This window comes from Pseudomonas sp. LBUM1663 (assembly GCF_059695905.1).
Map to the genome: position 1 here is coordinate 1811328 of NZ_CP166792.1, position 20031 is coordinate 1831358.

Sequence of the window (20031 nt, forward strand, 5' to 3'; positions counted from 1 at the left end):
CTAATGAACAGTTTTTGTACCTACATCGATGGTCTGCCATGCATTGTTCAGTTATTGAGCGCGCAGCCAGTAATGTGGCCTCCGTCTATGCAAGACAAGGTAAAGAAATAACATGGGCAGCATGCATCCCGTACAGGTGATCGCGGTGACCGGCGGCAAAGGTGGCGTCGGGAAGACTAACGTGTCAGTGAACTTGTCCCTGGCTCTAGCTGAGCTCGGCCGGCGCGTCATGCTGCTGGACGCCGATCTGGGGCTGGCGAACGTCGACGTCCTGTTGGGGCTGACACCCAAACGTACCCTGGCCGACGTGATCGAAGGCCGCTGTGAGCTGCGCGACGTTCTGTTGCAGGGCCCTGGCGGTATTCGCATCGTTCCGGCCGCGTCCGGCACTCAGAGCATGGTTCATCTGAGCCCGGCCCAGCACGCCGGTCTGATTCAGGCCTTCAGTGATATCGGCGACAACCTCGACGTATTGGTGATCGACACCGCTGCGGGTATTGGTGACTCAGTAGTCAGTTTCGTTCGCGCAGCGCAAGAAGTCTTGCTGGTGGTGTGCGACGAGCCGACCTCGATCACCGATGCCTATGCGCTGATCAAACTGCTGAACCGCGATTACGGCATGAACCGCTTCCGCGTCCTGGCCAACATGGCCCAGAGCCCGCAGGAAGGCCGCAACCTGTTCGCCAAGTTGACCAAGGTCACGGACCGCTTCCTCGACGTCGCCCTACAATACGTAGGCGCGGTGCCATACGACGAAAGCGTGCGCAAGGCCGTGCAGAAACAGCGCGCCGTCTACGAAGCTTTCCCGCGGTCCAAGTGCGCCCTGGCGTTCAAGGCGATCGCGCAGAAGGTCGACACCTGGCCGCTGCCTGCCAATCCGCGTGGGCACCTGGAGTTTTTCGTCGAGCGCCTCGTGCAACAGACCGCAGGACCCGTCCTATGACAGCCAGTGGCTACAACCTCTACAAGAAGTCGGCACGTGACGCGCAGTACGAGCTGATCGAGCGTTACGCGCCACTGGTCAAACGCATTGCTTACCACTTGCTGGCCCGTCTGCCGGCCAGTGTCCAGGTTGAAGACCTGATCCAGGCCGGGATGATCGGCCTGCTTGAAGTATCGACCAAATATGACGCCAGCAAAGGCGCGAGTTTCGAGACCTACGCGGGCATTCGAATCCGCGGCGCGATGCTCGATGAAGTACGCAAGGGGGACTGGGCGCCACGTTCGGTTCACCGCAATACCCGCATGGTCAGCGACGCAATTCGCTCGATTGAAGCTAAAACCGGTCGTGACGCTAAAGATCATGAGGTTGCGGCCGAACTCCAATTGAGTCTCGACGATTATTACGGGATTTTGAACGACACCCTGGGCAGCCGGTTATTCAGTTTCGACGATCTGTTGCAGGACGGCGAACACGAAGGGCTGCACGAGGATGGCGCGAGTGCACATCTGGAGCCGTCACGCGATCTGGAAGATGAACGCTTCCAGGCCGCGCTGGCGGACGCGATTGCCAATTTGCCGGAGCGTGAGCGACTGGTGTTGGCGCTGTACTACGACGAAGAGCTGAACCTCAAGGAAATCGGTGAGGTCCTGGGGGTCAGCGAATCGCGGGTCAGCCAGTTACATAGCCAGTGCGCGGCCCGTTTGCGGGGGCGTTTGGGGGAGTGGCGAGCGCGCTGAAGGCAGTGTGGGGACACTGCGAACGAGGCCGGTGGGGTGTTGAACTGCACCGGTCGCGATCTGTTGTGCTCCAGACAGTCATCGAGTGCATTGCCGGATTGATTGAAATGGCGCGTCCAGGTGCTGGGCGCGTTTAAGACTGCTTGGAGGTCGAATTGGACAAGAACATGAAAATCCTCATCGTTGATGACTTCTCAACGATGCGGCGGATCATAAAAAACCTGTTGCGTGACCTTGGGTTCACCAACACGGTCGAGGCCGACGATGGCACTACTGCCATTCCGGTTCTCAACAGCGGGAGCATCGACTTTCTGGTAACGGACTGGAACATGCCTGGCATGACCGGTATCGATCTGCTGCGTCACGTGCGCGCCGATGAAAAGCTCAAGCACCTGCCGGTTTTGATGGTGACTGCCGAAGCCAAGCGCGAACAGATTATCGAAGCGGCCCAGGCCGGTGTTAACGGCTATGTGGTCAAACCCTTCACGGCCCAGGCGTTGAAAGAAAAAATCGAGAAGATTTTCGAACGCATCGGTTGATCCACTGCGCCACGGGGGAGCTATGGAGCATAAAGAATCTTCACTGGGCGATTTTGAATCGACCCTGAAAAAACATGCCCGCGAACTGGTCGACAGCCTTGAAAAAGGCAAGTTCGGCGACGCTGTGCAACTTATCCATGAGCTCAATCAGACCCGTGACCGCGGCCTGTATCAGGAAGTGGGCAAGCTCACTCGCGAGCTGCATAGCGCGATCGTGAATTTCCAGATTGACCCGAACATGCCGCAAGCCGAGGAAGTGTCGCAGATCACGGACGCCACCGAGCGTCTGGGGTATGTGGTCAAGCTGACCGAAGCAGCCGCCAATCGCACCATGGACCTGGTGGAAAACGCCACGCCGCTGGTCAACAGCCTGAGTGAACAAGCCCAGGCGTTGAGCACGGATTGGGGGCGGTTCATGCGTCGCGAAGTCGGGGCTGAAGAGTTCCGCGAACTGGCCCGGCGCGTCGACGGTTTCCTGACACGCAGCAGCGAAGACAATCGCACAGTGTCCAGCAACCTCAATGACATTCTGCTGGCTCAGGATTACCAGGACCTAACCGGTCAGGTGATCAAGCGCGTGACCCAGTTGGTCACCGAAGTTGAAAGCAACCTGCTCAAGCTCGTGCTCATGGCCAGTCAGGTAGACCGCTTTGCGGGTATCGAACATGACCGTGATGCGATGCTGGCTGAAAAAGATCCGCAAAAACATCTCTCTCAGGGTGAAGGTCCGCAGATTCATGCCGATAAAAGAGAAGACGTTGTGTCCGGTCAGGACGATGTGGACGATTTGTTATCCAGCCTAGGATTTTAGAGTTTTAGCATTTTAGGTTTTTTAGGTTTTTAAACCTGTTAGGAGCACCCCCTTAATGAGCTTCGGCGCCGATGAAGAGATCCTTCAGGATTTCCTGGTTGAGGCCGGCGAGATTCTAGAGCAACTGTCCGAACAGCTGGTTGAGCTTGAAAGCCGACCGGATGATGCGGACTTGCTCAATGCAATTTTTCGCGGTTTTCACACTGTAAAAGGGGGCGCCGGCTTCCTCCAGCTCAACGAGCTGGTGGAGTGCTGTCACATCGCCGAGAACGTGTTCGACATCCTGCGCAAGGGTGAGCGTCGCGTCGACTCGGAACTGATGGACGTGGTTCTCGAAGCGCTGGACGCGGTGAACAGCATGTTCACCGAAGTTCGCGAACGCAGCCCGATTACGGCTGCCACGCCTGAATTGCTCGCGGCACTGGCCCGTCTGGCCGAGCCGCAAACGGCTGATGAATCTGCACCGGTTGCTGAAGTGGTCGAAGCACCTGCCGCTGAAGAATCGGGCGACATCACTGATAACGAATTCGAACAATTGCTGGACTCGCTGAACGCCGTCAAGGCTCAAGCCGAAGCGCCGGCGGTTGCTCCAGTGGCGGCTGCCGATTCGGCGGCCAGCGACGAAATTACCGATGCCGAGTTCGAGTCGTTGCTCGATCAACTGCACGGCAAAGGCCAGTTCGCCGTCGACGCGGTGGCACCGGCTGCTGCACCGGCTGCTCCGAAAGCGGCCGGCGACAGCTCCGATATTACCGACGACGAATTCGAAGCACTGCTCGACCAGCTGCACGGCAAGGGCAACTTTGCGGTGGACGCGCTGGAATCGGCCATTGCCGCCGTACCCGCAGCGGCTGCGCCAACCGCGAAAGCGGCCGGCGGTGATCTGATCTCCGATCACGAGTTCGAATCGCTGCTCGACGAATTGCATGGCAAAGGCAAATTCACTGAAGTCGGCACAGGTGCTGCGGTGGCTGCTCCAGCCGCCAAGGCTGCTGCGCCGAAACCGGTTGCCAAAGCGCCCGAGCCAAAAGCCGAAGCGCCGAAACCGGCGGCTGCCGCTGCACCGGCTCCAGCCCGCGCACCGTCCGCGCCGCCACCGGAAAAACCGGCCAGCGAAGCCGAGACCACCGTGCGGGTTGATACCGCGCGTCTCGACGAAATCATGAACATGGTCGGCGAACTGGTATTGGTGCGTAACCGCTTGGTCCGTCTGGGCCTCAACAGCGGCGACGAAGCCATGTCCAAGGCCGTGTCGAACCTCGACGTGGTCACGGCCGACCTGCAAACCGCGGTCATGAAGACCCGGATGCAACCGATCAAGAAGGTCTTCGGGCGCTTCCCGCGTCTGGTTCGCGACCTGGCTCGCCAGCTCAAGAAAGAGATCAACCTGGAACTGGTCGGCGAAGAAACCGACCTCGACAAGAACCTCGTCGAGGCACTGGCCGACCCGCTGGTCCACTTGGTGCGCAACTCGGTCGACCACGGTATTGAAGAGCCGGCCGAGCGCGAAGCGATGGGCAAGCCTCGCAGCGGCAAGGTGATCCTTTCCGCTGAACAGGAAGGCGACCACATCCTGCTGTCCATCTCCGATGACGGCAAGGGCATGGACGCTGATGTCCTGCGCGGCATTGCCGTGAAGAAAGGCTTGATGGACAAGGATGCCGCGGATCGCCTCAGCGAGTCCGACTGCTTCAACCTGATCTTCGCGCCGGGTTTCTCGACCAAGACCGAAATTTCCGATGTCTCCGGACGCGGCGTGGGCATGGACGTGGTGAAAACCAAAATCGCCCAGCTCAACGGCACCATCAATATTTATTCGACCAAGGGCAAAGGCTCGAAGATCGTCATCAAGGTCCCGTTGACCCTGGCGATCATGCCGACGCTGATGGTCATGCTCGGCAACCAGGCGTTCGCGTTCCCGCTGGTGAACGTCAACGAGATCTTCCACCTCGACCTGTCGCGCACCAACGTGGTGGACGGTCAGGAAGTGGTGATCGTGCGGGACAAGGCACTGCCATTGTTCTACCTCAAGCGCTGGCTGGTCAGCTCCGCTGCTCACGAAGAGCAGCGCGAAGGCCATGTGGTGATCCTTTCGGTGGGTACTCAGCGGATCGGCTTCGTCGTCGACCAGCTGGTGGGCCAGGAAGAAGTGGTCATCAAGCCATTGGGCAAAATGCTCCAGGGAACCCCGGGCATGTCGGGCGCCACCATTACCGGTGACGGTCGCATCGCGCTGATTCTCGATGTTCCGAGCATGCTCAAGCGTTACGCCGCACGGCGTATTTGATTCTGGTGGAGCGGGGCGACTAAGCCTCGCTCCGTCCTAACGGAGTGTTTATGGCAGTCAAAGTCCTGGTGGTGGACGATTCGGGGTTTTTCCGCCGCCGCGTCTCGGAAATTCTTTCAGCGGATCCGAATATCCAGGTCGTCGGTACGGCGACCAACGGAAAAGAGGCGATCGATCAGGCGCTGGCCCTCAAGCCAGACGTGATCACCATGGACTACGAGATGCCGATGATGGATGGCATCACGGCGGTGCGGCACATCATGCAGCGCTGCCCGACCCCGGTATTGATGTTCTCCTCGCTGACCCATGAAGGCGCCCGGGTAACCCTCGATGCGCTGGACGCCGGCGCGGTGGATTTCCTGCCGAAGAATTTCGAAGACATCTCCCGTAACCCGGAGAAGGTCAAGCAACTGCTGTGCGAGAAAATTCTCAGCATCTCGCGCAGTAACCGTCGTGCCAGCACCTACAGCGCACCGGCCCCGGTCGCCGCACCTGCCCCGACGCCTGCGCCTTCGAGCGTCAGCAGTTACGGCAGCAGCACGCCTTCGCGTCCGGCAGCGGCACCGATTCCGGCGCGTAGCTACGCCCCGGCCCCGGCATCTTCCGGCCCGTCGTCGCCAGCGCCAAAACGCAAAGCGTACAAACTGGTGGCTATCGGTACGTCCACGGGCGGTCCGGTTGCCCTGCAGCGGGTGTTGACCCAGTTGCCGGCCAACTTCCCGGCCCCGATCGTGCTGATCCAGCACATGCCGGCCGCGTTCACCAAGGCCTTCGCCGAACGACTGGACAAGCTCTGCCGCATCAGCGTCAAGGAAGCCGAGGATGGCGACATCCTGCGTCCGGGCCTGGCGCTGCTGGCGCCGGGTGGCAAACAAATGATGATCGACGGCCGTGGCGCGGTGAAAATCCTGCCGGGCGACGAGCGTCTGAACTACAAACCGTGCGTGGACATCACCTTCGGTTCGGCAGCCAAGTCCTACGGCGACAAAGTTCTGGCGGTCGTACTGACCGGCATGGGCGCCGACGGTCGTGAAGGCGCGCGTCTGCTCAAGCAGGGCGGCAGTGCGATCTGGGCTCAGGATGAAGCCAGCTGCGTGATCTACGGCATGCCGATGGCCATCGTCAAAGCCGACCTCGCCGACGCAATCTACGGTCTGGACGATATTGGCAGGCACTTGGTCGAGGCGTGTATCTGATGGATGTTTTAAGCCTAATCGGGATCATCATGGCGTTTGTCGCCATCATTGGCGGCAACTACCTTGAAGGCGGTCACCTCGGCGCATTGGCCAACGGCCCGGCGGCGCTGATCGTACTCGGTGGGACCATCGGCGCGGCATTGCTGCAATCGCCGATGAGCGCCTTCAAACGTGCCATGCAAATCCTTGGCTGGATTCTGTTTCCGCCTCGCGTTGACCTGGCCGGCGGCATCGACCGCGTCGTCAACTGGAGCCTGACCGCGCGCAAGGAAGGTCTGCTCGGTCTGGAAGGGGTGGCCGATGCCGAACCTGACAGCTACTCGCGCAAAGGCCTGCAACTGCTGGTCGACGGCGCCGAGCCGGAAGCGATTCGCAGCATTCTGGAAGTGGATTTCTACACCCAGGAAAGCCGCGACATCGAAGCCGCAAAAGTCTTCGAAAGCATGGGCGGTTATGCGCCGACCATCGGCATCATCGGCGCGGTAATGGGCCTGATCCATGTCATGGGCAACCTGGCCGATCCGACGCAACTGGGCAGCGGCATCGCCGTCGCCTTCGTCGCGACCATCTACGGCGTGGCCAGTGCCAACCTGGTGTTGCTGCCGATTGCCGCCAAGCTCAAGTCGGTTGCCTTGCGTCAGTCGCGTTATCGCGAAATGTTGCTGGAAGGGATCCTGTCGATCGCCGAAGGTGAAAACCCTCGCTCTATTGAGTTGAAGCTTCAGGGCTTCATGGATTGATGGGAGTAACGGACTATGGCTCGTCGTCGGCAACCTGAAGAACACGTCAATCACGAACGCTGGCTCGTTTCCTACGCCGACTTCATCACGTTGCTGTTCGCATTCTTCGTGGTCATGTATTCGATCTCTTCGATCAACGAAGGCAAGTACAAAATCATTTCGCAAGCGCTGATCGGGGTCTTCGCCGACGCCGATCGCTCCCTCAAGCCGATCCCGGTTGGGGAAGAGCGGCCGATGACCGTGACCCCGGCCAAGCCCTTGGTCAAGGACAGCGAGCAGGTCGATGCCGGTGTCGCTGGTGCCAGCGATCCGCTGAAAAGCATCGCCGATGACATCAGCGCGGCGTTCGGCGACTTGATCAGCTCCAATCAGATGACCGTGCGCGGCAACGAGTTGTGGGTCGAGATCGAGCTCAATTCCAGCCTGTTGTTCGGCAGCGGCGACGCCATGCCCAGCGACATGGCGTTCAACATCATCGACAAGGTCGCCGGCATTCTGAAACCGTTCGACAACCCGATCCACGTCGAAGGCTTCACCGATGATCAACCGATCCGTACCGCGCAGTACCCGACCAACTGGGAGCTGTCCTCGGCCCGGTCGGCGAGCATCGTGCGCATGCTGGCGATGCAGGGCGTGAACCCTGGCCGCCTGGCCTCAGTGGGTTACGGCGAATTCCAGCCGGTGGCCAATAACGCCACCGCCGAGGGCCGGGCGCGCAACCGTCGCGTGGTGCTGGTCGTGTCTCGAAATCTCGATGTACGCCGCAGCCTCACCGGTACCGGGACCGCCCATGCGCAACCGGACGCGGCGTTGAAGCGTGCTGGCACACAAACTGCACCGACCCCGGGCAAGTCGCCGGTACGAGAGAGCGCCGTCAATTCTCCGTCGCCTGCATTAACACGTTGAGCTATTTCTCGGTCGAGCGTATCGACCGGGAGGAACATTTCGAATGAGAGTCTGGGCCGTTGCCAATCAAAAGGGTGGTGTTGGTAAAACCACTTCCTCTATCGCTTTAGCCGGTTTACTGGCCGAGGCGGGCAAGCGCGTGGTTGTGGTCGATCTCGATCCGCACGGCTCCATGACCAGCTACTTCGGCTATGACCCCGACAGCCTGGAACACAGCAGCTACGACCTGTTCCTGCACAAGGGCAGCGTGCCGCAAGGCCTTCCCGGTCAGTTGCTGTTGCCGACCAGCGACGAACGCATTTCGCTGTTGCCGTCGAGCACCGCATTGGCCACGCTCGAGCGTCAATCGCCGGGCCAGAGTGGTTTGGGCCTGGTGATTGCCAAGAGCCTGGCGCAACTGTGGCAGGACTTCGATTACGCCGTGATCGACAGTCCGCCGTTGCTCGGCGTGTTGATGGTCAATGCCTTGGCGGCGAGCCAGCAGTTGGTGATTCCGGTGCAGACTGAGCACTTGGCCGTCAAAGGCCTGGAACGCATGGTCAATACGCTGGCGATGATCAACCGATCACGCAAAGTGGCGTTGCCGTTCACCATCATTCCGACCCTGTTCGACCGCCGCACCCAGGCGTCCCTCGGGACCCTTCGCGTGCTGCGCGACAAATACCCGGAAGAAATCTGGCAAGGCTACATCCCGATCGACACGCGCCTGCGGGACGCGAGCCGGGCCGGGCTGACGCCTTCGCAATTCGACGGCAAGAGCCGTGGGGTTCTCGCTTATCGCGCCTTGCTCAAGCATTTGCTGGCAGCACAACTTGTCCCGCAGGTGGCCTGAGATGAATCGGCCGGTGAAAATCACCTCGCGTCCGCAACTGGCGCTCCAGTCGTATCTGGACAGCCTGCTGATGGAGGCGACTGAAGAGTTGCCGCTGGAAGTCGACGCGGTGACTGAAGTCATTGAGGTTGTTGAAACGGTCGAGGTCGAGGCTGCGCTGGACGAGTTCCAGGCAGCGGTGCTTGAGGAGCAAGCGCGTGATGCGCAGAAGTCCGTTGTCGCTGCCGCGCCTGTCGTGGCGCCAGTGGTTGCTCCGATTGCTCCGGTTGCAAAAGCGCCTGTGGTGATCGAGGACGCGCCGGCACCGATTCTGGCGTCGGTCTCGACCCTCGCACCGTTGCTGCAAACCCTGGTGCCGCCGCTGGTCGAAGTCCATCTGCCGCCGAGCAACACGCCGCCACCGGTAGAAACTGACGGTCGCCCAGCGTGGGCCGCCGAGCCGTTCGAATGCCTGCTGTTCGATGTCGCCGGGTTGACCCTGGCGGTGCCGCTGGTGTGCCTGGGCTCGATTTATTCGCTGGCCGGTCACGAGCTGACGCCGCTGTTCGGTCAGCCAGAGTGGTTCCTCGGGATCCTGCCGAGCCAGGCCGGCAACCTGAAAGTCCTGGACACCGCGCGCTGGGTCATGCCCGACCGCTACCGCGACGACTTCCGCCAGGGCCTGCAATACGTTATTTCGGTGCAGGGCTACGAGTGGGGGCTGGCGGTGCATCAGGTCAGCCGCTCGTTGCGCCTGGACCCGAACGAAATCAAATGGAGAAGTCATCGAGGTCAGCGGCCATGGCTCGCCGGCACGGTGATTGAGCACATGTGTGCGCTGCTGGACGTTTCCGCCCTGGCCGAGTTGATCGCCAGCGGTGGGGCAAAGCACATGGGCGGCAGCAAGCCGCTACACAAACCGACATAGCTGCCGACATAACAAGTATGCGACGGCATTGTTGAATGCCGCCACACAGAACACACACCGCCAGAAGCGGTTTTTCGAGGGGTCAGGGTATGAGTAGTCAAGCGACGAATGCAAAAGGTTCCGAAGATCCGATCCTGCAATGGGTAACCTTCAAACTGGACAATGAAACCTACGGCATCAACGTGATGCGCGTTCAGGAAGTCCTGCGTTACACCGAGATCGCCCCGGTCCCGGGTGCCCCGAGCTACGTGCTGGGCATCATCAACCTGCGCGGTAACGTGGTTACCGTGATCGACACCCGTCAGCGCTTCGGCCTGATGAATGCCGAGATCAGCGACAACACCCGTATCGTCATCATCGAAGCCGACAAGCAAGTGGTCGGGATCATGGTCGACAGCGTGGCCGAAGTGGTTTACCTGCGTCAGTCGGAAATCGAAACCGCACCAAACGTCGGTAACGAAGAGTCCGCCAAGTTCATTCAAGGCGTGTGCAACAAGAACAACGAACTGCTGATCCTGGTCGAACTGGACAAGATGATGAGCGAAGAAGAATGGTCGGACCTGGAGAACATCTGATTGATTCTTGAGGTAGCGGTCATTGTCCTGTTCCTTTTCTGGGCAGGCACGCTGGCAATGTTCCTGGCGTACATTCGCGCTCAACGGCAAATTGCCGCGCAACAGGCCCAGGGTGATGCGCTGCGCGATCAGCGCATCAAGGACCTGGCCAAGCGAGTCGACGACTATCAGAGCGGCAACGTGCGCATGGGTGAAGACCTGCACGAACTGCGCGCCGTCGTCGGCCCCTTGCCGGACAAACTGGCCCAGCTGGAACAGCGCGATCCGTCGAGCCTGTCGTTTGCCCAGGCGGCACGATTGGTCGGCATGGGGGCTACCGTTGACGAACTGACCCAGTCTTGCGGGTTGACCCAGGCTGAAGCGGAGTTGATGCGCAAGCTTCACAAGAACTAGAAGATCAAAAGATCGCAGCCCCGTTTCACTCGACAGCGCCTACAGGGATACGCGATCCCAATGTAGGCGCTGTCGAGTGAAACGAGGCTGCGATCTTTTGCATTCAACCCAAAATCAATAATCATCCCCGCGCTCAGTCACATCCTTCTCCACCATCCCCACATCCGGATCATGCCCCGCCGGGAACTTGCCCTTCAAATTCCACGCAAACGCAATAATCTCGGCAATCGTGCGGTACAACTCCTCCGGAATACTCTCGCCCAACTCCATCCGCGCCAGCAGCTTCACCAGCTCGGCGTTTTCATAGATGGGCACTTCATAATCCCGGGCAATCTTCAGAATGGCTTCAGCCAGTTCCTCGTCACCCTTGGCCGTGAGGGTAGGGGCGTGGGTGCCGTCGTATTTGAGGGCGATGGCCTGGCGTGGGGTGTTGGGGTTTCTCATGCGGTTTCGTCGACCCAGCGTTGTTCGAGGCGGGTTTGTGGGCCTTGCGGTGGCGTGCCGAGGTGGCAGTCGAGATCCCCGACGTTCAGCCCGGAGTCCAGCAGACGCTGGCGCAGCCCGGCCAAATTGCTTTCGATAAGGCTGGCGGTGTAAGGGCGTTCGGCCCAGAGCTGGCTGGACAGGCTGCCTTTGATCAACTGCGCCTGAATCTGCAACGGGCCCAGCGGCTCCATGTCGAACGCCAGGTCCACGCGCCACAGTTGCTGTTTCGGCTCGCGTTCGTCTCGCCGTTCGTGGGGCTGGTCTTTCTCGGGCGCTTCTTCGCGCTGGAACTTGACCTGCAACGGCACGATGTCCTGCAAGTTGCGCATCGGGATTTCCAGCTGCCAGGTGCTGAGCAGTCGACCGTCGTCAGTGACACCTGTTTGCTCGAGACTCGACAATTGATGGCTTTGCAGGCGCGAAACGGCCGCTGCGGCCAGTCGCAGCAAATGCTCCAGATCGTCTTCGCCGTCGTGGCTTTGCAGCAGCCGTTCGGGCAACGGGAAACTGGTCGGCAACGGCTTGGCGCTGACCTGACCGAGCATGCCGAGGGCACTGCGCACGAAACTCGGCATGGACTGGACCAGCGTGTTGGCGGCAATGATCGCATTGAGATTGGTGTTGGCCGGCAGCCCTGGCGTCAGTTGCGCGATCAGTTTGAGCAGATCGCCTTTCATGTCCGGCGCCAGTGTCGGGTTCTGCCCGATGAGCAGCTTCGCTTCGAGGAACACACCGCTATTGGCCAGCGCCTGGGCGAGGCCTTTTGGCGAACTCAGTTGCTGAACGTCCGGCAAACCGGCCAGCAGTTTTTCCACGGCAACCCGCAGGTCGCTGGAGGTCTGGTCCGACGGTGGCAGGTTTTGCAGGACTTTGATCAAACCATCCAGCGAGCCTTGGCGGCTCTGCTGACTGACCAATTGCTGGGTAACCGCCAGCTGCTCCTGACGATTGCTCAGCGGCACGAATTTCAAGGTTTGCGTGTCCTGCACCAGGGCGCTCAACAACGTACCGATGCGCAGCGGCGTCGGGCTCTCGATGCTCAGCGTGCTGCCGCTCAAGGCGGTGTTGAGCAGGCTCACCATCGAACGAAACACCGTCGGCTGGCCCGGCACCTGAGGCAGCACTTGCGAGGTCAGCACTTTGCCCTGCAACAACGTCCCGACCGGCAATTGCGCCGTGTCGATGCGGGTGAGGGTGGCGACGCTGGAAGCAATGGCCTGTTGCACCGTGATCGCCAGGTTGCTCGCTGACGGTTGAGTGATCGCCAGGCTGGTGCCTTGAGGCAGCGGCTGGGTGCTGGTGGCCTGGACCGTGGTCTGGCGGCCGCTGTCGAGAGTGACTTTGAGCAACAGTTCAAAGCTCTGATCCGCCTGCTTGAGCGACAGCACTTCGGCCTTGGCGGTCTGGCCGGGTGTGATCAGGCCCTCCATCGGCGTCAGCAGCTTGAGCAGGTCGCCACTCACCACCAGCGGCCGCGAAGTCGCGGGCGTGGTCGGTGGTAGCGGGAGGATGTTCATTTCGCCTGTCATACGCGGTCACAACCTGAGGAAAATGCACTCTTTAGAGTAGGGCATGGCATGTATAATGCCGCCCGTCTTTCGGGGAGTGGCGAAAACATTGCATTTGTTTGACGCAGCTCTCTAGAACAGGCCGCCAATGCATCTATGCTGCATCTCTTTAGCGGCCGTTCCGCCGCCGACTTGAACCGCAAAAGGCCCGTGATCTCTTGACCAGTCCTGTCCTGCAAACCGTTGCCCTCGCTTGTGAGCGAGACCTTCGGCTGCTCTTCGAAAATCTCGAATTGAGACTGGCCAGTGGCGAAATGGTGCAAATCAGCGGCCCCAACGGCAGCGGCAAGACCAGCCTGCTGCGTCTGTTATCCGGCCTGATGCAGCCGACCGCCGGGCAAGTGCTGCTAAACGGCCAGCCGCTGAACGATCAGCGCCTTGAACTGGCGCGCAACCTGCTGTGGATCGGGCATGCCGCCGGGATCAAGGACTTGCTGACGCCGGAGGAGAACCTGACCTGGCTCTGCGCCCTGCATCAACCGGCTTCCCATGAAGCGATCTGGCAAGCGCTGGCCGATGTCGGACTGCGCGGTTTCGAGGATGTTCCCTGCCACACGTTGTCCGCCGGCCAGAAGCGCCGCGTGGCGTTGGCTCGGCTGTACCTGAACAGCCCGCCGCTGTGGATCCTCGACGAGCCGTTCACCGCGCTCGATAAACAAGGCGTGGCGCAGCTCGAAGAACACCTGGCCGCCCACTGTGAGCGCGGCGGCATGGTGGTGCTGACCACCCACCACACGCTGAGTCGGATGCCGGCCAGCTATCGCGATATCGATCTGGGGAAGTGGGCCGTATGAGTGTTTTCGGCCTGTTGGTCGCCCGTGAGGCCCGTCTGCTGTTCCGCCGTCCGGCTGAATTGGCGAATCCGCTGGTTTTTTTCGCGATCGTCGTTTCGCTGTTCCCTTTGGCGGTCGGTCCAGAGTCTCAATTGTTGCAAACCTTGTCTCCGGGACTGGTCTGGGTCGCGGCTCTTTTATCGGTCCTGCTCTCGCTGGACGGGCTCTTCCGCAGTGATTTCGAAGACGGATCGCTTGAACAGTGGGTCCTTTCGTCGCACCCCCTGCCTCTTCTGGTTTTGGCCAAGGTACTGGCACACTGGGCCTTCTCAGGCCTGGCACTGGTTTTGCTCGCTCCACTGCTGGCGTTGATGCTCGGTTTGCCAACCGCCTGTCTGCCGGTGTTGCTGCTTACTTTATTGCTGGGTACACCGGTGCTGAGCCTGCTCGGTGCGGTGGGCGCAGCCCTGACGGTAGGATTGAAACGCGGCGGCCTGTTGCTGGCGCTGCTGATTCTGCCGCTGTACATCCCGGTGTTGATTCTTGGCAGCGGCGCCTTGCAGGCGGCGTTGCAGGGCATGCCGGCGACCGGTTATCTCTTGTGGCTTGGTAGCCTGACCGCCCTGGCGATAACCCTGACACCGTTTGCAATAGCTGCTGGCCTGAAGATCAGCGTCGGCGAATAATGAGGTCTGGTTAAATTTTAACCAGTAAAGACCCTTTGGCTCTTCAAAGCGAAGAGCAACCGTGATGGAAACAGTAATGAACTGGACCTGGTTTCATAAGCTCGGCTCGCCCAAATGGTTTTACGGCATCAGTGGCAAATTGCTGCCGTGGCTGAGCATCGCTGCGTTGTTGCTGATCGGCATCGGTGTCGTTTGGGGCCTGGCCTTCGCGCCGCCTGACTACCAGCAAGGCAACAGCTTTCGCATCATCTATATCCACGTTCCGGCCGCCATGCTGGCGCAGTCCGTTTACGTCATGCTGGCGGTGTGCGGCATCGTCGGGCTGGTCTGGAAAATGAAACTGGCCGACGTCGCCCTGCAATGCGCGGCGCCCATCGGTGCCTGGATGACCGCCGTGGCGCTGGTCACCGGCGCGATCTGGGGCAAACCGACCTGGGGCTCGTGGTGGGTCTGGGATGCGCGACTTACGTCCATGCTTATTCTGCTGTTCCTGTACTTCGGTCTCATTGCGCTGGGCAACGCGATCAGCAATCGTGACAGCGCGGCCAAGGCTTGCGCGGTGCTGGCGATTGTCGGCGTGATCAACATCCCGATCATCAAATACTCGGTGGAGTGGTGGAACACCCTGCACCAGGGCGCGACCTTCACCCTCACCGAAAAACCGGCCATGCCCGCCGAGATGTGGCTGCCATTGTTGCTGACGGTGCTGGGTTTCTACTGTTTCTTCGGCGCCGTGCTGTTGCTGCGCATGCGCCTTGAAGTGCTCAAGCGCGAAGCCCGGGCGAGCTGGGTGAAAGCTGAAGTGCAGAACAGTCTGGAGGCCGCGCGATGAGTTTTGCTTCATTCAGCGACTTCCTTGCCATGGGCCATCACGCCCTGTATGTCTGGTCAGCCTATGGCATCTGCCTGGCGGTGCTGGCCCTCAACGTGGCGGCGCCGATCCTGGCCCGCAAGCGGTATCTGCAACAAGAGGCGCGTCGTTTGCGCCGGGAGAACGGCAAGTGAATCCGCTGCGCAAAAAGCGTCTTATCATCATTCTCGCGATCCTGGTGGGTGTCGGCGCTGCGGTCGGTCTGGCCCTGAGCGCTCTGCAGCAGAACATCAATCTGTTTTACACCCCGACCCAGATCGCCAACGGCGAAGCCCCGCAAGACACGCGCATCCGCGCCGGTGGCATGGTCGAGAAGGGCTCGCTGCAACGTTCCGGCGATTCGCTGGACGTGAAATTCATCGTCACCGACTTCAACAAATCCGTGACCATCAGCTACCGCGGCATCCTCCCGGACCTGTTCCGTGAAGGGCAGGGCATCGTGGCGCTGGGCAAACTGAACGCCGACGGCGTGGTGGTGGCCGACGAAGTGCTGGCCAAGCACGATGAAAAGTACATGCCGCCGGAAGTGACCAAGGCTTTGAAAGACAGCGGTCAATCTGCTCCAACGCCCGCGAAGGAGGGTTGATCGATGACATCCGCACTGTTTATTCCTGAACTCGGCCACCTGGCCATGATCCTGGCGCTCTGTTTTGCGCTGGTCCAGGCCATCGTGCCGTTGCTCGGCGCCTGGCGCGGTGACCGTTTGTGGATGAGCCTCGCGCAGCCAGCGGCCTGGGGCCAGTTCGCCTTTTTGCTGTTCGCCTTCGGTTGCCTGACCTACGCGTTCATGGCCGACGACTTCTCCGTCGCCTACGTGGCCAGCAACTCCAACAGCGCCTTGCCGTGGTACTACAAGTTCAGCGCGGTGTGGGGCGCCCACGAAGGTTCTCTGCTGCTGTGGGCCTTGATCCTCGGTGGCTGGACCTTCGCGGTGTCGGTGTTCTCCCGGCAGTTGCCGCGAGTGATGCTGGCCCGGGTGCTGGCGGTGATGGGCATGATCAGCACGGGTTTCCTGCTGTTCCTGATCCTCACCTCAAACCCGTTCAAACGCATCCTGCCCCAAGTGCCCAGCGACGGCGCGGACCTCAATCCGCTCCTGCAAGACATCGGTCTGATCGTTCACCCGCCGATGCTGTACATGGGTTACGTCGGTTTCTCGGTGGCATTTGCCTTCGCTATTGCGGCGCTGATGGGCGGTCGCCTTGATGCGGCGTGGGCGCGCTGGTCGCGTCCATGGACCATCGTTGCCTGGGCCTTCCTCGGTATCGGCATCACCCTGGGTTCGTGGTGGGCCTACTACGAACTCGGCTGGGGCGGCTGGTGGTTCTGGGACCCGGTGGAAAACGCCTCGTTCATGCCTTGGCTGGTCGGTACGGCGCTGATTCACTCGCTGGCGGTCACGGAAAAACGTGGCGTGTTCAAGAGCTGGACCGTGTTGCTGGCCATCGCCGCGTTCTCGTTGAGCTTGCTCGGTACGTTCCTGGTGCGTTCCGGCGTGCTGACCTCGGTTCACGCGTTTGCCTCCGACCCGGAGCGCGGTGTGTTCATCCTGATTTTCCTGCTGTTCGTGGTCGGCGGCTCGCTGACGCTATTCGCCCTGCGCGCCCCGGTGGTGAAGAGCCACGTCGGCTTCAACCTGTGGTCCCGGGAAACCCTGCTGCTGGGCAATAACCTGGTGCTGGTGGTGGCGGCGTCGATGATTCTGCTCGGCACCTTGTATCCGCTGATTCTCGATGCGATGACCGGCGCCAAGCTGTCGGTCGGCCCGCCGTACTTCAACGCGTTGTTCATTCCGTTGATGGCGTTGCTGATGATGGTGATGGCCGTCGGCATGCTGGTGCGCTGGAAAGACACCCCGGTCAAATGGCTGATGAGCATGCTCACGCCGGTGTTGCTCGGCAGTGCCGCGTTGGCCGTGGTGGCCGGCGTCGCTTATGGCGATTTCAACTGGGCGGTGATTGCCACGTTCATGCTCGCGGCCTGGGTGTTGCTGGCCGGTGTCCGCGACATCCTCGACAAGACCCGCCACAAAGGCCTGATCAAAGGCCTGCCGACTCTGACCCGCAGCTACTGGGGCATGCAGATCGCGCACTTGGGCATCGCCGTGTGCGCCCTTGGCGTCGTGCTGTCGAGCCAGAACAGTGCCGAGCGCGATTTGCGTCTGGCACCGGGCGAGTCCATGGACCTGGCCGGTTATCACTTCGTGTTCGAAGGCGCCAAGCACTACGAAGGCCCGAACTTCACCTCCGACAAGGGCACCGTCCGAGTGATCAAGGGCGGCAAGGAAGTCAGCGTGCTGCACCCGGAAAAACGCCTCTACACCGTGCAGAACTCGGTGATGACCGAAGCCGGGATCGACGCCGGTTTCACCCGTGATATCTACGTCGCACTCGGCGAACCGCTGGGCGATGGCGCCTGGGCCGTGCGCGTGCACGTCAAACCGTTCGTGCGCTGGATCTGGTTCGGCGGCCTGCTGACAGGTTTCGGCGGGTTGCTGGCGGCGCTGGATCGCCGTTATCGGGTCAAGGTGAAAAGCCGCGTGCGTGAAGCGCTGGGCATGACGGGAGCCACTGCATGAGACGTTGGTTAATGCTATTGCCACTGGCGATTTTTCTGGTGGTGGCTGTTTTCCTGTATCGCGGGTTGTACCTGGACCCGGCCGAGTTGCCTTCGGCGATGATCGGCAAGCCGTTCCCGGAGTTTTCCCTGCCAGCGGTGCAGGGCGACAAGACCCTGACCAAAGCCGACATTCTCGGAAAACCGGCACTGGTCAACGTCTGGGGCACCTGGTGCATTTCCTGCCGGGTCGAGCACCCGGTGCTGAACAAACTGGCCGATAAGGGCGTGGTGATTTACGGCATCAACTACAAGGACGTCAACGCCGACGCCTTGAAGTGGCTGGCGGAATTCCACAACCCGTACCAGTTGGACATTCGTGATGATGCGGGCTCCCTTGGCCTGAACCTCGGTGTGTACGGCGCCCCGGAAACCTTTTTCATCGACGCCAAAGGCATCATCCGCGACAAGTTCGTCGGGGTGATCGACGAGCAGGTCTGGCGCGAAAAACTGGCGGCCAAGTATCAGGCACTGGTCGATGAGGCCAAGCCATGAAGCGCTGGATAGCCGCCGCTGTATTGGGTTTGAGCATGGCCGGTGTTGCCCATGCCGCCATCGACACCTACGAGTTCGCCAAAGAAGGCGATCGCGAGCGTTTTCGCGAGCTGACCAAAGAGCTGCGTTGCCCCAAGTGCCAGAATCAGGACATCGCCGATTCCAACGCTCCGATCGCCGCCGACCTTCGCAAAGAGATTTTCCGCATGTTGGGCGAGGGCAAGGACAATCAGCAGATCATCGATTTCATGGTTGATCGCTACGGTGATTTCGTCCGCTACAAACCCGCTCTGAACGCCAAGACCGCTTTGCTCTGGTTCGGCCCCGCCGGCCTGTTGCTGGGCGGTTTTGTGATCATCGCCGTGATCGTCCGCCGTCGTCGCGTGCAACGCGCTGACACCAAGGATGAGCTCTCTGCAGAGGAGCGTGAGCGCCTCGACCACCTGTTGGATAAAACCAAGAATGATTGATTTCTGGCTCGCTGCAGGTCTGCTACTTCTGGTTGCCCTGAGTTTTCTGCTGATCCCCGTTTTGCGTGGCCGTCGTGCACAGCTCGAAGAGGATCGTACTGCCCTGAACGTCGCGCTGTATCAGGAGCGCGTGGCTGAGTTGCAAACCGAGCAGGAAGAGGGCGTGCTCAACGCTGCGCAACTGGAAACCGGTCGCGCCGAAGCTGCCCGTGAACTGCTCGCCGACACCGAAGGCGTCGAGGCACCGCGCGTGGCGCGCCTGGGCAAACTGTGGCCCTTGCTGGCTGCGATTCTGGTGCCGGTCCTGGGGCTGGGCTTGTACCTGCATTACGGTGCCAGCGACAAGGTTGAACTGACCCGCGAATTCGCCCGGGCGCCGCAGTCGATGGAAGAGATGACCCAGCGTCTGGAGCGCGCGGTCGCGGCGCAGCCGGATTCGGCTGAGGGCTTGTACTTCCTCGGTCGCACGTACATGGCTCAGGACCGTCCTGGCGACGCGGCGAAGATCTTCGAGCGCACGGTGAACCTGGCCGGTCGTCAGCCGGAGCTGCTCGGCCAATGGGCCCAGGCCCAGTACTTCGCCGATGGCAAAAAGTGGTCGGACAAGATTCAGGCGTTGACTGACGAAGCGCTGAAAGCCGATCCGAAAGAAGTCACCAGCCTTGGCCTGCTGGGCATCGCGGCGTTTGAAAGCCAGCGGTATCAGGACGCTATCGACTACTGGAATCGCCTGTTGGCGCAACTGCCGCCGGAGGACAGTTCCCGTGCCGCGCTGCAAGGCGGCATCACGCGGGCCACCGAGAAACTCGAAGCCAGCGGAGGCAAAGTCGCCCAGGCCCCAGTGGCCAAAGCGGCAGCGAAGCTTAAGGTCACCGTCGATCTGGCGCCCGAGTTGAAAGCCAAGGTCCAGCCCGGCGACAGCGTGTTCATATTCGCCCGCGCCACCTCAGGTCCACCGGCACCACTGGCCGCCAAGCGCCTGACCGTTGCCGACTTGCCGGCCACCGTCGAACTGGGCGATGCCGACGCAATGATGCCGCAGTTGAAACTGTCGAACTTCCCTGAAGTCCAACTGGTTGCGCGCATCTCCCGCGCCGGCCAACCGACTGCCGGCGAATGGATCGGTCGCAGCCAGCCCCTGGCCAGCACCACCACCGCAGCGCAAAAACTGACCATCGACAGCCCGGACAAATAACAGGA

Annotated in this window: 23 protein-coding genes; 21 read left to right on the forward strand and 2 right to left on the reverse strand. The window is 60.8% G+C overall.

Annotation, left to right across the window (positions count from 1 at the left end; genetic code table 11):
• Positions 1-112 precede the first annotated feature (112 nt).
• From fleN to ACA075_RS08170, 12 genes are all read left to right on the forward strand, one after another.
• Positions 113-943 (forward strand): flagellar synthesis regulator FleN, encoded by an 831-nt coding sequence (gene fleN / locus ACA075_RS08115; protein WP_003222917.1) that lies wholly within the window; start codon positions 113-115, stop codon positions 941-943.
• Entirely contained in the window at positions 940-1680 is a 741-nt protein-coding gene (fliA, locus tag ACA075_RS08120; protein ID WP_007894214.1) for an RNA polymerase sigma factor FliA, read from the forward strand. The genes fleN and fliA overlap by 4 nt, the downstream gene beginning before the upstream one ends.
• 167 nt (positions 1681-1847) lie before the next feature.
• Positions 1848-2219 (forward strand): chemotaxis response regulator CheY, encoded by a 372-nt coding sequence (locus ACA075_RS08125; protein WP_003183998.1) that lies wholly within the window; start codon positions 1848-1850, stop codon positions 2217-2219.
• A gap of 22 nt (positions 2220-2241) precedes the next feature.
• A complete protein-coding gene (locus ACA075_RS08130) occupies positions 2242-3030 on the forward strand; it encodes a protein phosphatase CheZ (RefSeq protein ID WP_497298029.1) in 789 nt (262 codons plus the stop codon).
• A 55-nt stretch (positions 3031-3085) separates the two neighbouring features.
• The gene (locus ACA075_RS08135) at positions 3086-5317 is read left to right on the forward strand and encodes a chemotaxis protein CheA (RefSeq protein ID WP_497298030.1); all 2232 of its coding nucleotides are present in this window, start codon (positions 3086-3088) and stop codon (positions 5315-5317) included.
• A gap of 50 nt (positions 5318-5367) precedes the next feature.
• Positions 5368-6513, forward strand: coding sequence for a protein-glutamate methylesterase/protein-glutamine glutaminase (locus ACA075_RS08140; protein ID WP_497298031.1), 1146 nt, complete (start codon positions 5368-5370; stop codon positions 6511-6513).
• Positions 6513-7253 carry a flagellar motor protein gene (locus ACA075_RS08145; RefSeq protein WP_007946769.1) on the forward strand — a complete coding sequence of 247 codons (741 nt, stop codon included), beginning with the start codon at positions 6513-6515 and terminating at the stop codon, positions 7251-7253. Before ACA075_RS08140 ends, ACA075_RS08145 begins: the two co-directional genes overlap by 1 nt.
• 15 nt (positions 7254-7268) lie before the next feature.
• A complete protein-coding gene (gene motD / locus ACA075_RS08150; RefSeq protein ID WP_497298032.1) occupies positions 7269-8159 on the forward strand; it encodes a flagellar motor protein MotD in 891 nt (296 codons plus the stop codon).
• Positions 8160-8202: 43 nt separating this feature from the next.
• On the forward strand, positions 8203-8991 hold the full coding sequence (locus ACA075_RS08155; protein WP_109628602.1) for a ParA family protein: 789 nt from the start codon (positions 8203-8205) through the stop codon (positions 8989-8991).
• A gap of 1 nt (position 8992) precedes the next feature.
• Entirely contained in the window at positions 8993-9898 is a 906-nt protein-coding gene (locus ACA075_RS08160) for a CheW domain-containing protein (RefSeq protein WP_497298033.1), read from the forward strand.
• A gap of 89 nt (positions 9899-9987) precedes the next feature.
• Positions 9988-10473 carry a chemotaxis protein CheW gene (locus tag ACA075_RS08165; RefSeq protein ID WP_010456928.1) on the forward strand — a complete coding sequence of 162 codons (486 nt, stop codon included), beginning with the start codon at positions 9988-9990 and terminating at the stop codon, positions 10471-10473.
• A complete protein-coding gene (locus tag ACA075_RS08170; RefSeq protein WP_219095664.1) occupies positions 10474-10866 on the forward strand; it encodes a DUF2802 domain-containing protein in 393 nt (130 codons plus the stop codon).
• A 114-nt stretch (positions 10867-10980) separates the two neighbouring features.
• Here ACA075_RS08170 and ACA075_RS08175 read toward each other — a convergent pair whose 3' ends face one another.
• A complete protein-coding gene (locus ACA075_RS08175) occupies positions 10981-11310 on the reverse strand; it encodes an EscU/YscU/HrcU family type III secretion system export apparatus switch protein (protein WP_497298034.1) in 330 nt (109 codons plus the stop codon).
• Positions 11307-12881, reverse strand: coding sequence for a flagellar hook-length control protein FliK (gene fliK / locus ACA075_RS08180; protein ID WP_497298035.1), 1575 nt, complete (start codon positions 12879-12881; stop codon positions 11307-11309). Before fliK ends, ACA075_RS08175 begins: the two co-directional genes overlap by 4 nt.
• A gap of 197 nt (positions 12882-13078) precedes the next feature.
• On the opposite strand from fliK, the gene ccmA reads away from it, so the two are divergent.
• From ccmA to ccmI, 9 genes are all read left to right on the forward strand, one after another.
• Positions 13079-13714, forward strand: coding sequence for a cytochrome c biogenesis heme-transporting ATPase CcmA (ccmA, locus tag ACA075_RS08185; RefSeq protein WP_497298036.1), 636 nt, complete (start codon positions 13079-13081; stop codon positions 13712-13714).
• The gene (gene ccmB, locus ACA075_RS08190; protein ID WP_219095660.1) at positions 13711-14379 is read left to right on the forward strand and encodes a heme exporter protein CcmB; all 669 of its coding nucleotides are present in this window, start codon (positions 13711-13713) and stop codon (positions 14377-14379) included. Before ccmA ends, ccmB begins: the two co-directional genes overlap by 4 nt.
• Before the next feature lie 76 nt (positions 14380-14455).
• Positions 14456-15211 carry a heme ABC transporter permease gene (locus ACA075_RS08195; protein WP_438662309.1) on the forward strand — a complete coding sequence of 252 codons (756 nt, stop codon included), beginning with the start codon at positions 14456-14458 and terminating at the stop codon, positions 15209-15211.
• On the forward strand, positions 15208-15384 hold the full coding sequence (ccmD, locus tag ACA075_RS08200) for a heme exporter protein CcmD (RefSeq protein ID WP_497298037.1): 177 nt from the start codon (positions 15208-15210) through the stop codon (positions 15382-15384). Before ACA075_RS08195 ends, ccmD begins: the two co-directional genes overlap by 4 nt.
• Positions 15381-15836: a cytochrome c maturation protein CcmE gene (gene ccmE / locus ACA075_RS08205; protein WP_008026817.1), complete on the forward strand. Its 456-nt coding sequence runs from the start codon at positions 15381-15383 to the stop codon at positions 15834-15836. The genes ccmD and ccmE overlap by 4 nt, the downstream gene beginning before the upstream one ends.
• Positions 15837-15839: 3 nt before the next feature.
• Positions 15840-17828 carry a heme lyase CcmF/NrfE family subunit gene (locus tag ACA075_RS08210; RefSeq protein ID WP_497298038.1) on the forward strand — a complete coding sequence of 663 codons (1989 nt, stop codon included), beginning with the start codon at positions 15840-15842 and terminating at the stop codon, positions 17826-17828.
• On the forward strand, positions 17825-18361 hold the full coding sequence (locus ACA075_RS08215) for a DsbE family thiol:disulfide interchange protein (protein ID WP_497298039.1): 537 nt from the start codon (positions 17825-17827) through the stop codon (positions 18359-18361). Before ACA075_RS08210 ends, ACA075_RS08215 begins: the two co-directional genes overlap by 4 nt.
• Positions 18358-18831 (forward strand): cytochrome c-type biogenesis protein, encoded by a 474-nt coding sequence (locus tag ACA075_RS08220; RefSeq protein ID WP_129442231.1) that lies wholly within the window; start codon positions 18358-18360, stop codon positions 18829-18831. The genes ACA075_RS08215 and ACA075_RS08220 overlap by 4 nt, the downstream gene beginning before the upstream one ends.
• On the forward strand, positions 18824-20026 hold the full coding sequence (ccmI, locus tag ACA075_RS08225; RefSeq protein WP_497298041.1) for a c-type cytochrome biogenesis protein CcmI: 1203 nt from the start codon (positions 18824-18826) through the stop codon (positions 20024-20026). The genes ACA075_RS08220 and ccmI overlap by 8 nt, the downstream gene beginning before the upstream one ends.
• Positions 20027-20031 lie beyond the last annotated feature (5 nt).

What these genes read in the sequence shown, in the direction of transcription:
- ACA075_RS08175 (WP_497298034.1), bottom strand. Translation starts at nt 11,310, where the DNA reads ATGAGAAACCCCAACACCCCACGCCAGGCCATCGCCCTCAAATACGAC.
- fliA (WP_007894214.1), top strand. Translation starts at nt 940, where the DNA reads ATGACAGCCAGTGGCTACAACCTCTACAAGAAGTCGGCACGTGACGCG.
- ACA075_RS08145 (WP_007946769.1), top strand. Translation starts at nt 6,513, where the DNA reads ATGGATGTTTTAAGCCTAATCGGGATCATCATGGCGTTTGTCGCCATC.
- ACA075_RS08215 (WP_497298039.1), top strand. Translation starts at nt 17,825, where the DNA reads ATGAGACGTTGGTTAATGCTATTGCCACTGGCGATTTTTCTGGTGGTG.
- ACA075_RS08195 (WP_438662309.1), top strand. Translation starts at nt 14,456, where the DNA reads ATGAACTGGACCTGGTTTCATAAGCTCGGCTCGCCCAAATGGTTTTAC.
- ACA075_RS08155 (WP_109628602.1), top strand. Translation starts at nt 8,203, where the DNA reads ATGAGAGTCTGGGCCGTTGCCAATCAAAAGGGTGGTGTTGGTAAAACC.
- ACA075_RS08220 (WP_129442231.1), top strand. Translation starts at nt 18,358, where the DNA reads ATGAAGCGCTGGATAGCCGCCGCTGTATTGGGTTTGAGCATGGCCGGT.
- ccmI (WP_497298041.1), top strand. Translation starts at nt 18,824, where the DNA reads ATGATTGATTTCTGGCTCGCTGCAGGTCTGCTACTTCTGGTTGCCCTG.
- fliK (WP_497298035.1), bottom strand. Translation starts at nt 12,881, where the DNA reads ATGACAGGCGAAATGAACATCCTCCCGCTACCACCGACCACGCCCGCG.
- ccmB (WP_219095660.1), top strand. Translation starts at nt 13,711, where the DNA reads ATGAGTGTTTTCGGCCTGTTGGTCGCCCGTGAGGCCCGTCTGCTGTTC.
- ACA075_RS08210 (WP_497298038.1), top strand. Translation starts at nt 15,840, where the DNA reads ATGACATCCGCACTGTTTATTCCTGAACTCGGCCACCTGGCCATGATC.
- ACA075_RS08165 (WP_010456928.1), top strand. Translation starts at nt 9,988, where the DNA reads ATGAGTAGTCAAGCGACGAATGCAAAAGGTTCCGAAGATCCGATCCTG.
- ACA075_RS08160 (WP_497298033.1), top strand. Translation starts at nt 8,993, where the DNA reads ATGAATCGGCCGGTGAAAATCACCTCGCGTCCGCAACTGGCGCTCCAG.
- ACA075_RS08130 (WP_497298029.1), top strand. Translation starts at nt 2,242, where the DNA reads ATGGAGCATAAAGAATCTTCACTGGGCGATTTTGAATCGACCCTGAAA.
- ACA075_RS08140 (WP_497298031.1), top strand. Translation starts at nt 5,368, where the DNA reads ATGGCAGTCAAAGTCCTGGTGGTGGACGATTCGGGGTTTTTCCGCCGC.
- ACA075_RS08125 (WP_003183998.1), top strand. Translation starts at nt 1,848, where the DNA reads ATGAAAATCCTCATCGTTGATGACTTCTCAACGATGCGGCGGATCATA.
- motD (WP_497298032.1), top strand. Translation starts at nt 7,269, where the DNA reads ATGGCTCGTCGTCGGCAACCTGAAGAACACGTCAATCACGAACGCTGG.
- ACA075_RS08135 (WP_497298030.1), top strand. Translation starts at nt 3,086, where the DNA reads ATGAGCTTCGGCGCCGATGAAGAGATCCTTCAGGATTTCCTGGTTGAG.
- ccmD (WP_497298037.1), top strand. Translation starts at nt 15,208, where the DNA reads ATGAGTTTTGCTTCATTCAGCGACTTCCTTGCCATGGGCCATCACGCC.
- fleN (WP_003222917.1), top strand. Translation starts at nt 113, where the DNA reads ATGGGCAGCATGCATCCCGTACAGGTGATCGCGGTGACCGGCGGCAAA.